This is a genomic window from Shinella sp. SUS2 (assembly GCF_001262505.1).
GTDB lineage: Bacteria > Pseudomonadota > Alphaproteobacteria > Rhizobiales > Rhizobiaceae > Shinella.
This window is the reverse complement of record NZ_KQ410766.1, coordinates 15,760-28,418: the sequence shown is the minus strand read 5'-3', so window position 1 is coordinate 28,418 and position 12,659 is coordinate 15,760. Positions and strand designations below refer to the sequence as shown.

The window sequence follows — 12,659 nt, the reverse complement described above, 5'->3', positions numbered from 1 at the left end:
TCCCCCCTCTGTCCGGGGGAATGTCAGAGGCCATTCCCCCGGAAAGACCGGGGAGGCTTCGCCCAAGGGGGCTTCCCTTCGGGATTTCGGGAAACATGGAGACAGAAAATGAGCACAGTCAAAGCCTTCCTGATCGAGCCGATGGCAGGCACCATTCGTCCGGTGACGATCAACCTTGAGGGCAGCTACGCCGAGATCAAGGATTTGGTGAAATGCGACATGATCGACATCGTCCGGGTGAACGGTCTCGACATTATCGTGGATGACAACGGACTGGGTGACACCGTGCCGTGCCTCACGGAAGTCGCGGGCGCGCCCACGCCGCTGGCCGGAAATCTTCTGGTGACCAAATCCGACAGGCTCGGCGAACTGGCGGACGTAACCGAGGCCATTGAGGCGATTGCCCCGCTTTTCGTCATCGTCCGGCCCGTCCTTCGTCCTGTCATCGTGGTATCGGAACGCCACGGTGTCATCGCGGCAGAGATTGCCCGCGTCGAAATCATCCTCGACCGGAGCGCGCCGAAGGTTCTGGAGGCCGCCGAGGCTTGAGCGATGAAGGAAGCGGGGCTGTCAGCCGTCCCGCTCCCCTCCCCGCCAGACGAAGCGATAACGCCGGAGGAACCCGCCATGGATGACCGGGACGAACTGGAGCGTCTGCTAGGCGAAACCAAACCCCCTACCCTGACCCCCGAAGGTCGATGGCGTGCCGACTACCGCAACGCGCAGCGCCAGCGCCAGCTTGCCGGTGTTCAGCCCGATATGTTCGGCGCGCCAGCGACGGAGCATTTCCACCGGAACCCGAAGCCGCCCAAGGTGGAGGATTGGCCGCTCGATTATGACATCACGCGGTTTCACGATCTTTCGCCGGACGAGCAGGCACAGCAACTCGCCGCTGATCCCCATACGCCTTGGGCGCGCAAGACCCGCAAGGCGCTGACGGCGGAGGAAAAGGCCGCGATGATCGCCAGCGCGGCGAACTGGCTCCGGCTCGGTCAGCGCGTGCGCATCACCGGCACGTCGCCGTCCATCGATGGCAGCAACGAACGCCGCGTCGGGCGCGTCGGCGTGGTATGGCGATTGTGCAGCCCGACCTTCGCCGATTACGTCTATATCAATCTCGACCTGGTTGGTCAGGAGCGCAGCGAAAAGGTGATTTTCATCGAATTGCGCGACGTGACGCCGATAGACGCCAAAGAGGAATAGTCTGATGGAGAACACGACGAATAGCGCTGCCCGCGACAGAACCACCGAAACGACCGAATTGGAGTTTGCACAGGCGGTAGCGAAGGAAATCGCCCGGCTGAAGGCCGAAGGCTATAGCAAAGCCTATATCTGCGAGAGGAGCTTTGAAATCGAGGACCGGATTCGCCAGCGCCTTGTTTGACGGCCTTGACGCGGAGGGTATGGCCGGCTCGGGAGACGGGGCCAGCCCATCCATGCCGCGTGCCTGTCCCTTACCGCATCGAGCGGCGCGGGACAGGACGAGGGGTGCCCCGAAGCCCCACCCCTCGAGCACCCCTGCCCGCCCCGGAAAAAGCGGAGCGCTGCGAGCGGGGGCAGTCGGTCCCGGCTCGCCCTTCGGGCCGCTATGCTGAGCCTCCTGCGGCTGCCCTCTATCCGCCCTCGCGCGACGAGAATTCCCGAAATCCCGCCCTGCAGGCGGCGCGATGCTGATTTCTCCGATGCTCTCCATCATCCGAGGATCGCGCCCGCTCGTTTCACGTCGCGGCGGCGCGTCCGGTGCGCTGCGCCCTCCCCTCCCCCGACGCAGCGTCGCTGCGCTATGCGAGACCGCCGACGAAGCCGCTCAATTCCTTCAGCCGCACCATGGCAAGCCGCATCCGGCCGTTGCAGCCGCGCTTCTTGCAGATCGCCTTCGCTTCGATCTCATCGAGATAGAGCTGCGAGCGGTCCACCTCCGCGCAGATGATGGCGCGATCGATATAAGTAAGCCGTCCGCATTTGCGGCAAACCAGCTCAAGTTTCTGGTCATCAGCCAGATCGCGCACTTGGATCGTCGTCATCCAGTTTCCCATCACCAGAAGTCCTCGGCCGAGGGAATGCGCGTGTAGCTGATCTTGCCGCCGGCATGGCCACCGGCGGGGGGCTTCCATTCGCCAAGGCTGACGATCGTGCCGGAGTAGCGCGTGTTCAGTGCGTCGACGGCGCTGTTCACTTTCTCCCATTTCCGCCGATCAACATCGTCATTGTCGAGCATGTCGATCTGCCGTTCGTCCGCCGGCGAGAGATCATAGAGAGTGACCCCGACCCGGAAGATGGTCACGCCATGCGGATAGTCCCGGCGCACGCGCGCCCAAAGGGAGCGCAGCGCGGACAGGATGGCCTGGTCGTCGTTGACGACGGCAAGATGGTGCTTGCCCATCCACGATCCATCCGTCACCGACAACCACAGCCAGACGCCGCCGGCATAGAAATTCTCCCGGCGCAGGCGCCGGGCCGCCTTGGTCAGCAGCAGCCGGGAAATCTCGGATGCGCCGGCAATCGTCCGGCCTTCGGGTGGCAGGACGCGCCCATGCCCGAACATGCCGCGCTTCTGCGGCGGTGCCTGGATGGCATAGCCATGCAGCGCGTACCAAAGGCGCTCTCCGTTCACATTGTTCCAGATCTTGCGCATGTGCCTGGCTTCGAGCGCATAAAGCTCCGCGGTGGTGAAGACCCTGTTGCGCGCCAGTCGCCCGATCATGCTTGCGCCGACGCCCGGAATGTCCTTCAGCTCGACGCGTAGCAGCGGCGCGGGCATGTTCGAAGGTCTCCAGATCGCTAGGCCATTGCCATAGCTGCCCAGTCGCCGGCTTTCCTCCTTGCCCTGCTTGCACGCGATCTTCGCCAACTGGCGGTTCGCCGCAAAGCCGATCGAACTCGTGATATACGTCCCGATGTTCGTGGCGATCGCTGCCTTGATCCGGGCTGCCAGCAGCTCGGGGTCGCGCTGGCCGCTTTCGTCGAGGACGCAGGTCAGCTCATCGATGCTCTTGGCGGTGTCGATGGCGATGACGGTTTCGATTTCGCAGAGCAGCGCATTGTGGGCGCGCCGGTAGAGGTCCGGCTTCTGGGGAACGAGGATCAGGTCGGGACAGACCTGCTTGGCCTCCCGGATCGGCATCACGTTCTTGACGCCGGCGGCCTTGGCTTCCTTTGAGCAGGCGATGACGGCCGTGCGATCGGTCCCCGCGAAAGGCACGACACCGACCGGCCGGCCGCGAAGACGAGGGTCCGCCTGTTGCTCCACCGAGGCGAAAAACCCATCGAAATCAAGGTAAAGCCGCTCAATGTCGTCAGGTTTTCGCATGGCCGGCTCCGCAAGAAATATAGGGCGAGCAATGTCCGCCCATGTGCTCATACGCGCATAGGAATAATTGCTCGGGATGGGTATATGTTCCTAGTCTGTTCTGCTTCGGATTTAGAGTCAATCCGTCTCGTTTGTGATCCTGTGGATCGGAGGGGCCACCGCCCGTTCCGGTCGGCCGCGCTCTATGCGAGCACGGAGCCAGCCTTCGGCCGTCTCCGCCGATCCCGGTGACGATCGCTTGTCCAACGGGCGCTGCGCGCCCGCGAGCGAAGCCCGTTCCGGGCCGCTTTGTTTGTCTCGCCCATGACATCGCCGGCCGCCCGGATCAAGGGGCAGGCGCGGCAAGCCGCTTGTCGCGTCGGAAAAAAAACGGCTTTCACCGCTGCGCGCCGAACCTTCCGTTTTTCCCCCGCCACGACCCCTTGACCCGAACGACCGCCGCCATGGGGCGGGCTGCGCCCTCGCCCCTCTGTCCGGGGGAATGTCAGAGGCCATTCCCCCGGAAAGACCGGGGAGGCTTCGCCCAGGGGGCTTCCCCTTCGGGAAACGGGAAACCAAGGAGACCGACAATGACCGATACCTATGCCGCAACCGAAACCATCATCGTGGCGCTGAACAAGCTCGACCGCGACCCCCTGAACGTGCGCAAGACCTATAGCAAGGAAGGCATCGAGGAGTTGGCCGCGACCATTCGCGGTGACGGCTACCGCATTCTGCAGAACCTCGTCGTCCGCAAAGGTGACAAACGGGGTCGCTTCTTTGTGACAGCCGGGGGTCGGCGCCATGCCGCGCTCGACCTTCTGGCGGAGTTGGGCGAGATTGCGAAGGATTTCGCGGTCGAATGCAAGGAGCGCAGCGCCGCCGAGGCGACCGAAATCAGCCTCATCGAAAACATGCAGCGGGAAGCCATGTTAGGTTCTGCGTCGCAACTGTCCTGTTGAGTTCGTATGACCGTCATGGTTGTGGGCCATATTCGCGGGGCATATCGNTTAGGTTCTGCGTCGCAACTGTCCTGTTGAGTTCGTATGACCGTCATGGTTGTGGGCCATATTCGCGGGGCATATCGAGGAAGGCACACGGACGTCCGGGTCAAGTGTTCCCGCAGCGTAGCGAGGACAACACTTGAGGCGGCGGCGACACCACAAGCTTTTTTGATGGGGTGCAGGCGAAGTCCTGCACCCCTGCCACGTGGCGAACGGGAGAGCGCGAGGGGAACCCCTCGCATTCAAAAGAGAAGAGTGCGCCGAAGGCGCTCCGCTCAAGATAACATCCGGTTCGAGAAACTGTCTTCTTTGTTGCTGGGCAGGGCTTTGGGTCCTGCTGATGTCTTTTGTTGTTTTGAGCGACGGCGGGCAAAGAGGACAGATCGTGGTGCGGATCATCAGGGCGGCGATGGGTTATGCCGCAATCCCGGCCGGCTTTCCAATTTTGGTGTCGGAACGGATGTCGATCATCGAGCCGGCGTTTGCCTGGCTGATGGAACTGGCGACGATTCCCGGTCGTAGCCACGCCGCGGAAACTATCCGGACTTACGGCGAGCACTTGCATGACTGGTTCGACAGCCTGGAGCAATCCGGTCTCGACTGGCGCGGTGTGAGCGAGGCGGAGATTGCGGCCTGGCGCAATCGCATGCTGTCACAGCCGAGCCCGCATACGAAACGGCCATACGCGCGCTCGACGGTGAACGATCGGGTCCGTACGGTCTGCCGGTTCTATGCATGGGCCCAGGGCCGCGGCTGGATCGAGAGTCTGCCGTTCCAGTTCGTCGACGTTCGAGTGGGCTCCGGCCGGCGACAATCATTCCTGGCGCATGTGGATGGGCGTCCGGGGATCATGGCGGCGAATATCCTGACGGTCGCCGAGCACGAACGTCTGCCGAGACCGTTGCGTGTCGATCAGTTGCGCCGGGTGTTTGCGCATCTCGAGATGCCCTACCGGTTGATGGCGGAATGGGCGCTGGCGACGGGATTGCGGCGCAAGGAGCTTTGCGGCCTTGCCGTCTTCCAGGTTCCGGAGACGGCGCATCTGGATGACGACGATCATCCTCTGATCGGCGTGCCGCTGACAATCACCAAGGGTGACAAGCCGCGCACGATCTACCCGCCGATCCGCCTGGTCGACCGCACGCAGCGCTATATCGACGAGGTTCGCACGCCGCAGGTCCGGGCGTTGCGGCGCCAGCGACCGGATTATCGGCCGCCCTCCACGCTCTTTCTCAACCTTCAGGGAAACGCCGTCAGCAAGGCGCGATTGACGGCGGTGTTTGCTGAGGCCTTCCGGGCGGCCGGTGTGACGGGAACCTTGCATTATCTGAGGCACACATTCGCGATGACGATGCTGGTGCGGTTGCAGCGGCAGGGATTGACCACGCCGGACCTCAATCCGCTGAAGATCGTGCAGGTTCTGCTGGGGCACAGCTCGATCCAGAGCACGGCGATCTACCTGCGCTGCGTCGAGCTCAATGCCCGGGAACTCGCCGACAGCATCGACTATCTCTATGGCGAGTTGATCCCCGATGGCCGTTAGACGCGGGCACATCGACCGGCGGCTGTCGGCTGCGACACCGATCGTTCTGGACCGGCCGGCCGACACCATCGTCGTCTTCCGCGACGGCTGGGGCGAGGTCACAAAGCGTTACGATCCCGGCACTCTCGGCTTGCCGTTGGACGTCGCGATGCTTCTGGCCGATGCCTTCCGCCATCATCATGCCGCCTCGAGCCATGACACGCAGCGTCATTGCTGGATGGCGCTGCGGTCGTTCGCGCGCTTTGTGGCTGAGGACGGCCAGGTGCTGTCCGCCGACGATCTGACCAGTGCGATGGTAGGGCGCTACATCGCGTGGCTGGATCGCCAGGTTGTAGGACAGACGAACCAGCCCTGGTCGAAGGGATCGCGGGCGAATGTGTTGATGCAGCTTCGCCAGATGATCGACTGGACCAAGCGCCGGCATCCGTCGCGGCTGCCGGCCCGCATCGACTTCCCCTTGCGGGTCTGGCCGAACCGCAATGCCGACGCTCGACCGCGTCTTGGCGGGGAGGATCTCAAGGCGATCCTGGGCGCGTGCTATGAGGAAATCGACGAGGCGTGGGAGCGCTTCGAAACGGGACGGACCATCCTTGCTGTGAGCGGCCCGGTCGATGGCGTCGATCCCGAGCTGTGCCACCTGGTCCGGGCGCTTGCGGGTGTGAATGCCGGCGTGCTGCCGTCGCGGACGCTTGCGATCCGCAGCGGCGTCAACATATCGGCGGTCAATCGTCATGGCGGCCTTCGTCACCTTGGCGGTTATCTTCACCTGACCGGCGAAACGGTCGTCGCATTCTTTATCGCGCTGTCGATCCAGACGGCGGGCAATCCGGATGCACTGCGACTGGTGACGCGCGACTGCCAGGTGGCGCATCCGCTCGATGAGCATCGTATCATCGTCGAATGGGCCAAGCCCCGGGCCGGTGCGCAGGTGAAGCGCGCGCAGCGGCGATCCTTCGACCGCCGTCGGCGACATGCGGCGCCGAACTTAATCGATAAATTGCTGGCGATGACCGCGCCGCTCGCGGCCCGGGCCAGCCGCCAGGATCGCAACCGGCTATTCCTGGTGAAGAGCGAGAAGAAGGACGCGGTGACGCTCGTCGTGGAGGCGACCTTGTCGCATGCCCTGAAGGCGTTCATCAAACGCTCGAATGCCCGGATATCCATTTGGAACAAGGCGGCGCCCGAGCGCGCACGCCAACTCTTGCCGGATTTTGCCGCCGTTCTGCTGCGGGGCAGCGTCGCCACCGAATATTACAAGGCGTCCGGCGGCGACATCGTCGCGACACAAGACGTGCTCAATCACGCTCGCGCCGACACGACTGAGCTTTATATCAAGGGACCTCAGACACGCCGCATCCAGCGCGAGACCATCGTCCGATTGCAGGGGCTGATGCTTGGCTGGATCCTCGGCGCGAAGGCTGACCCGCAAGATCAGGCGCAGCGAGACAGCATTGCGCTGGCGAACGATGCGACGGCTCCGTTCAGCCATGATTGCCTCAACCCGGCCACTGGCACAGCGCCTGGATCGGCGACTGGCAGGATCTGCCGGCACTTCGGCGGATGCCTGCGCTGCCCGGGACTGGTCATCCCGATCGATGCGGAGCACATGGCGCGCATCCTTCGAGCGATCGGCGAACTGGAGCGTGCGCGTAAGCGCATCGATCCGCGCCGCTTCGAGCTTCTGTATGCGCCGAGCCTGCGCATTCTGACCGACGACATCCTGCCCGACTTCCCGCCCTCGCTGCGTGCGGAGGCCGAAGGTCGAATGTTGGCTCTGCCAATCCTGCCGGAGCTGGAGTGAGCGATGCAAGCGTCCACAGCACCTGATCTTGCAGTCACGGCAAGGCCAGCGCTTCGGATATCGGCGCGCTCGGTATGGTCAGACCAGGTCTGGCATCTCGACGGCCATCGCCCCGGCGCAAACCGGAGTGACTTCTCGCTCGACTGGGGATTTGCCCTGGCCGACGACAGCCGGTTCAGCGATCCGCAATGGGCTGACTGGCGAGAGGCGGCCAAACTGTTCCTGTGGAGCCTGAAGCTGGACCCGCCTGCAGGCCGCCGCAACGTTCACGATTCGACGATCGTCCGCGTCTTTAATATGCAGAGGACGCTGATCCGCTGGATGGCGGCGCAAGGGTACCGCAGCTTCGCCGATCTCGACCGCGATGGCAGCGATAGGTTCTTAGCGGCGATGGCGCAGCGTCCTGGCAGCAAGCCGGGCAAGGCGCTGTCGGCCATGACCCTGCAACACTACGCAAATTTGCTGACGCTTCTGTATCTCCAAGGATCGAAGTTCCCGGAAGTGGCAATTGATGATCCATTCCCAGGGACAGTGCCGCCGTTCGTTCGGCATGACCGAGGCTGGCTTCCCTATACACCGGACGCGGTCGCCGTGCCATTGGTCTCGGCGGCCTTGCGGCTGATCGAACAGCCGGCGGACGAAGTCATCGCTTTGCAAACGCAGGCGCAGGTTGCGTATGATGATGCCCTTGCCAGGGGCATCAGCCAGACGAAGGCCGGGTTCGTCGCGACCGACGCGATCAGGGAGTTTACCTTCTCGACCCTGTCCGGAGAGGAATCTCCCTGGCATGAAGCGCCTATCACCAGCACTAAGCAGGTGCGGTATCTTGCAGATCGCATTTACGACGCATGCTTTGTCGTCATCGCTTATCTGGTCGGCGCCCGCGTCTCGGAGATCCTTGGCCTTCAGGTCGGCTGCATCGAGCAGCATCCTGCCAGTGATGGCAGGGAGAGCTTCGCCTATCTCGCCGGCCAGATCTACAAGACGGCGGGCGGCGTCGACGGCGAAGCCCACCGCTGGGTTGCTCCAGCGCCCGTCGAACGGGCCGTCTTGGTCATGGAGCGACTGACCGCTCGCCTGCGGGCCCAAAGCGGGCGATCCGAGCTCTTTCTGGTGATGGCCAGCACGGGCCTTGTCGGTCCCGCTGCGAGAACTGACCTGCCCGTCGTCTCCACGATCATACGGCGGCTGAACGATCTGTTCGCACCGTTCATCGGCCTGCCGGACCACGAGGGCGAGCCCTGGCATCTGAACACCCATCAGGGCCGAAAGACCTTTGCGCGCTTTGTCGGCAAACGCGACCGCACCGGACTACATGCGCTTCAGGCGCACTTCGGCCATGTGACCCGGGCCATGACCGATCGTGGCTATGTCGGAACCGACTTCGCGCTTGACGACCTGATCGATCGGCATACCCGGGAAGAAACCCGCGCCGCCCTGGAAGAGGTGCTGACGGCGACGACGCTCGCCGGCAAGGGTGGACGCATGATTGCCGCTCGCTCACAGTTCCGCGGGCGCACACGCGACGGCGATGTCCAGGCTTATGTCCGTTTCCTGATGGAAGAAACGGACCTCCGCCTCGGGGTCTGCGACTGGGGCTATTGTGTCTACCGCGTCGAAACGGCTGCCTGCTTCGGCGACGAGAAAGGACCCAACCCCGCGCTGCGGACTGAAAGCACGTGTCTCACCTGCGCCAACTTTGCCGTCACGGCCCGGCATCGACCGGTCTGGCAGGCGCGCCGCGACCGCAATGCCGATCTTCTCGCTCATCCTGGCCTCGACCCGGTCAGCCGCAGGGTTGCGGAAACACGGATCGCCGAATGCGATCGCATCCTCGGCGAACTCGATCATGGAAAGGATGGTCGCGATGGCGCGTAAATCCAGAAAAACACCGGCGCTGACGCCGCAGGAAAAACGCCTGCGCAACACCGACCGCAAGCTGCGGGAGGCTCTGGAGCGCCTGGTGAAGGGACTGCCCGCACACCCGGACCTGCAAAAGCGATCCTACCGTCTGACCGTTGCCACGCTCGCACGCGAAGCGCGTGTCGGCCGCAACGCCATCTACACCAACCACCGCTCGATGATCGACGAGTTGCGTCGCGCCAGCGATCGCAAGATCGTCCCCGAGAAGCTGGCGGCCTGGGAAGACAAACTCGCCCAGCAGCGCGCTCTGATCCAGGTCTTGCAGATCGAGGAGCGGCGTATGGTGACGGAAAATGCCGTCCTACTGAAGCGCATCCTCGAAGCCGAAACGGAGGTTGAGCGGCAGAAACGTCATAATGCCCGCCTTGTTGCCGAACGCGATCGCGGCATGAAACCCGTTCCTATCCCGCGCGGACCAAAATCCTGATCGCGATCACGGAGTACTTTGTGTCGCCACACTCAACAATTGCTGGCTCATCCATTGCGTGCGACCATTATGCCCGGCATGATCCCGATATGCTCGACCCGTTTGACCCAGATAGCTTCATCGTGCGCGCCGAGGTTCATATCCTCGACATCGATCCCGAGATCAGCCGCACTCTCGAACTGCCAATCACTCTCAACCTCGCCCAACTCCACGAAGTGCTGCAGGCTGCCTTCGGCTGGACCGACAGTCATCTGCATCAGTTCAACATCGGCGGTCTGATCTACGGCGCCCCGGAGTTCGATGAGGACGGTCTGTCAGACAGCCGGACCTTTGAGGCGACCGAGGTCAGAATGATCGACCTTCACTTCCCGTACGACCGCGACGAAAGCGCTCTGACGATCCTCTACGAATACGACTTCGGCGATAATTGGCGTCATCTGCTGCGTCTGGAGCGCGTCGCCCGCGAGGAAGGTGTGCAATATCCCCGCTGCATTGCCGGCAAACGGTCCGGGCCTCCAGAAGATGTTGGAGGAACTTCAGGTTATGCCGACTTCCTCGACGCCTGGCTCGATCCTGAGCATGATGAGCACAAAGCCATGCGGCGATGGGTAGGCCGCAAGTTCCATCCGGAAACTTGCAATCTCGATGACATCAATAAGGCGATTGCCAAGGCCATGCGCGTATCAAAGGGCAACTATCGCTTCCGTCGCGAATGTGCCTGATTGACGGCCCCAAGAGAGTTGCGGAGCCAAAGATACACTCGAAACACCGGTCAGAGCTGAAAAGCCCCCACGATCAGTATCTTCCAGCTAAAAGGACACTTGACGCATAACCTAAGANGAAACACCGGTCAGAGCTGAAAAGCCCCCACGATCAGTATCTTCCAGCTAAAAGGACACTTGACGCATAACCTAAGAACTTCACCCGGTCGATGAATACGAGGCGTTCCGCGTCATGGCCGACGCCGGGAAGTCCGTCGAGGATATCGCCGCCCGTTTCGGCACCACCGAGGTCATGGTGCGCAAGCGCCTCGCCCTGGGCCGTGTCGCCCCTGCCCTGCTCGATCTTTACCGCAACGAGAATATCAGCTTCCAGCAGCTTTCGGCCTTCACCGTGTCCGACGATCACGAAAGGCAGGTGGAAGTCTGGAATAGTTTGCCATCGTGGAATTGCGATCACCGCGCCATTCGTACTGCCCTGCAAGGCGAAGCCGTAAAGGCCACGGACAAGCGCATGAAATTCATCGGCGGGCTCGACGCCTATGAAGCCGCTGGTGGAGCCGTCAAGCGCGATCTCTTCGATGAGCAGAACGGCGGCTATGCGCTCGACGTCGCTCTTGTCGAAAAGCTTGTCGGCGACCGGCTTGAAGCCGAGGCCGGAACAGTTCGCGGGGAAGGCTGGAAATGGGTGGAGGTCGTGCCGGTCATCCCGGACGAAGCCCATCGCATGCACCGGGTTTATCCCACCGACGTTCCGTTGACGGACGAGGAACAGGCCGAGGAGGAACGGCTGGAACACGAACATGACGAGCTGGCGGAGCAGATCGAGGCAGGGGTGGCCGACGGCGGGGCCGAGCCGCGCATCGAAGCCATTCGGGCGAGGCTGGCGGTTCTATCGACGGCGCAGGAAGCCTACGCCCCGGAGGACATCGCCAAGGCCGGTTGCTATGTCACGATGGACTATTACGGCAATGTCGAAATCGAGCGCGGTCTTGTCCGGCCTGATGATGAAGTCGAGGCCGGAGACGAGGGGGAAGACGGCGACGAAAGCGCCGAAGGCGATAACGAGGAGACGGAAGCAGGTGAGATGACGGTTGCGCAGCAGCCCGAACAGCGCGCCGAACCGACGTTCAAAATTCCCGCCCTGCTTGTGCAGGAGCTTACGGCGCAGAAGACCGCCGCCATCCGGGCCGAGCTTGCGCATAATCCGGACGTTGCCCTCGCCGCCGTGGTGCATGCCATGCTGGTGAACCTCTTCGGCAACTACGGCGGCAACGAGTACACGTCCCTTGAGGTAACGGTGAAATGCGAACGGCTGGAAAACAGCATCGCCAATCCAGCGGAGTGCAAGGGCATCGTGGCGCTGGACGAACTCAAGGAAAACTACGGGCATACCATTCCGGGCAAGCCGAGCGATCTTCTGGAATGGTGCCTTGAGCAGCCGACGTCAACGCTTCTCGACCTCCTGGCCTATGCGGCGGCAAAGTCCGTCAATGCCGTGCAACACCCGCACTATGAGCGGAAGTCGCAGCGCGCCCATGCCGAACGGCTGGCACAGGCCCTCAAGATCGACATGACGCAGTGGTACGAACCGACCGGCGAAAACTACTTTGGCCGGATCAGCAAGGCGGGGATCAAGCAGGCGGTCACCGAAGCCGCTGGCGAGGATTTCGCGCTCGGCGTTCCCGGCATGGAGAAGGCGAAAGCCGTGGAATATGCCGAACGGAAGATCACCGGAACCGGATGGCTGCCCGCGCCGGTGCGGATTGCTCTCACCGCCGAGCAGGAGCGCGAGCGGATGGCGGAGGCCGATGGCGAAGATGACGGCGTTTGCCCGTTCGACATCGAGGACAAGCCGAACGCCGAACACCAGCAGTTCCCCGAAGCAGCCGAGTAATCGGTTGCGGCAGGTCGCGCCAGTCTCCGGCGCGGCCTGTTCCCCCCGCTGAATTC

The 12,659-nt window shown here is 62.8% G+C and carries 12 protein-coding genes; 10 read left to right on the top strand and 2 right to left on the bottom strand.

Going from position 1 to position 12,659, the window contains the following annotated elements; translation table 11 throughout:
- Positions 1 to 108 precede the first annotated feature (108 nt).
- The 3 genes from AKG11_RS31500 (at position 109) to AKG11_RS34900 (ending at position 1,384) form a co-directional block, all read left to right on the top strand.
- Positions 109 to 549: a DUF3846 domain-containing protein gene (locus tag AKG11_RS31500; protein WP_050746835.1), complete on the top strand. Its 441-nt coding sequence runs from the start codon at positions 109 to 111 to the stop codon at positions 547 to 549.
- A gap of 78 nt (positions 550 to 627) precedes the next feature.
- Complete coding sequence (locus AKG11_RS31495; RefSeq protein WP_050746834.1) at positions 628 to 1,203, top strand: hypothetical protein; 576 nt, start codon at positions 628 to 630, stop codon at positions 1,201 to 1,203.
- A gap of 4 nt (positions 1,204 to 1,207) precedes the next feature.
- Entirely contained in the window at positions 1,208 to 1,384 is a 177-nt protein-coding gene (locus AKG11_RS34900) for a hypothetical protein (protein WP_156334192.1), read from the top strand.
- A gap of 397 nt (positions 1,385 to 1,781) precedes the next feature.
- Here AKG11_RS34900 and AKG11_RS31490 read toward each other — a convergent pair whose 3' ends face one another.
- The gene (locus AKG11_RS31490) at positions 1,782 to 2,024 is read right to left on the bottom strand and encodes a hypothetical protein (RefSeq protein WP_245290312.1); all 243 of its coding nucleotides are present in this window, start codon (positions 2,022 to 2,024) and stop codon (positions 1,782 to 1,784) included.
- Positions 2,025 to 2,035: 11 nt separating this feature from the next.
- Positions 2,036 to 3,310: a Y-family DNA polymerase gene (locus AKG11_RS31485; RefSeq protein ID WP_050746832.1), complete on the bottom strand. Its 1,275-nt coding sequence runs from the start codon at positions 3,308 to 3,310 to the stop codon at positions 2,036 to 2,038.
- Between the two features lie 569 nt (positions 3,311 to 3,879).
- On the opposite strand from AKG11_RS31485, the gene AKG11_RS31480 reads away from it, so the two are divergent.
- The 7 genes from AKG11_RS31480 to AKG11_RS31450 all read left to right on the top strand — a co-directional run bounded on the left by AKG11_RS31480 (position 3,880) and on the right by AKG11_RS31450 (position 12,603).
- Positions 3,880 to 4,251 carry a ParB/Srx family N-terminal domain-containing protein gene (locus AKG11_RS31480; RefSeq protein WP_082342890.1) on the top strand — a complete coding sequence of 124 codons (372 nt, stop codon included), beginning with the start codon at positions 3,880 to 3,882 and terminating at the stop codon, positions 4,249 to 4,251.
- A gap of 397 nt (positions 4,252 to 4,648) precedes the next feature.
- Positions 4,649 to 5,836: a tyrosine-type recombinase/integrase gene (locus AKG11_RS31475; RefSeq protein ID WP_245293368.1), complete on the top strand. Its 1,188-nt coding sequence runs from the start codon at positions 4,649 to 4,651 to the stop codon at positions 5,834 to 5,836.
- Positions 5,826 to 7,637: a hypothetical protein gene (locus AKG11_RS31470; protein WP_050746830.1), complete on the top strand. Its 1,812-nt coding sequence runs from the start codon at positions 5,826 to 5,828 to the stop codon at positions 7,635 to 7,637. The genes AKG11_RS31475 and AKG11_RS31470 overlap by 11 nt, the downstream gene beginning before the upstream one ends.
- 3 nt (positions 7,638 to 7,640) lie before the next feature.
- Positions 7,641 to 9,515 (top strand): site-specific integrase, encoded by a 1,875-nt coding sequence (locus AKG11_RS31465; protein WP_050746829.1) that lies wholly within the window; start codon positions 7,641 to 7,643, stop codon positions 9,513 to 9,515.
- A complete protein-coding gene (locus AKG11_RS31460; protein WP_234823143.1) occupies positions 9,496 to 9,987 on the top strand; it encodes a hypothetical protein in 492 nt (163 codons plus the stop codon). Before AKG11_RS31465 ends, AKG11_RS31460 begins: the two co-directional genes overlap by 20 nt.
- A gap of 89 nt (positions 9,988 to 10,076) precedes the next feature.
- Entirely contained in the window at positions 10,077 to 10,709 is a 633-nt protein-coding gene (locus AKG11_RS31455; RefSeq protein ID WP_050746828.1) for a plasmid pRiA4b ORF-3 family protein, read from the top strand.
- A gap of 232 nt (positions 10,710 to 10,941) precedes the next feature.
- The gene (locus AKG11_RS31450; protein ID WP_050746827.1) at positions 10,942 to 12,603 is read left to right on the top strand and encodes a hypothetical protein; all 1,662 of its coding nucleotides are present in this window, start codon (positions 10,942 to 10,944) and stop codon (positions 12,601 to 12,603) included.
- The last annotated feature ends 56 nt before the right edge of the window (positions 12,604 to 12,659 follow it).

What these genes read in the sequence shown, in the direction of transcription:
- AKG11_RS31485 (WP_050746832.1), bottom strand. Translation starts at nt 3,310, where the DNA reads ATGCGAAAACCTGACGACATTGAGCGGCTTTACCTTGATTTCGATGGG.
- AKG11_RS31460 (WP_234823143.1), top strand. Translation starts at nt 9,496, where the DNA reads ATGGTCGCGATGGCGCGTAAATCCAGAAAAACACCGGCGCTGACGCCG.
- AKG11_RS31500 (WP_050746835.1), top strand. Translation starts at nt 109, where the DNA reads ATGAGCACAGTCAAAGCCTTCCTGATCGAGCCGATGGCAGGCACCATT.
- AKG11_RS31455 (WP_050746828.1), top strand. Translation starts at nt 10,077, where the DNA reads ATGCTCGACCCGTTTGACCCAGATAGCTTCATCGTGCGCGCCGAGGTT.
- AKG11_RS31490 (WP_245290312.1), bottom strand. Translation starts at nt 2,024, where the DNA reads ATGACGACGATCCAAGTGCGCGATCTGGCTGATGACCAGAAACTTGAG.
- AKG11_RS34900 (WP_156334192.1), top strand. Translation starts at nt 1,208, where the DNA reads ATGGAGAACACGACGAATAGCGCTGCCCGCGACAGAACCACCGAAACG.
- AKG11_RS31470 (WP_050746830.1), top strand. Translation starts at nt 5,826, where the DNA reads ATGGCCGTTAGACGCGGGCACATCGACCGGCGGCTGTCGGCTGCGACA.
- AKG11_RS31480 (WP_082342890.1), top strand. Translation starts at nt 3,880, where the DNA reads ATGACCGATACCTATGCCGCAACCGAAACCATCATCGTGGCGCTGAAC.
- AKG11_RS31495 (WP_050746834.1), top strand. Translation starts at nt 628, where the DNA reads ATGGATGACCGGGACGAACTGGAGCGTCTGCTAGGCGAAACCAAACCC.
- AKG11_RS31450 (WP_050746827.1), top strand. Translation starts at nt 10,942, where the DNA reads ATGGCCGACGCCGGGAAGTCCGTCGAGGATATCGCCGCCCGTTTCGGC.
- AKG11_RS31465 (WP_050746829.1), top strand. Translation starts at nt 7,641, where the DNA reads ATGCAAGCGTCCACAGCACCTGATCTTGCAGTCACGGCAAGGCCAGCG.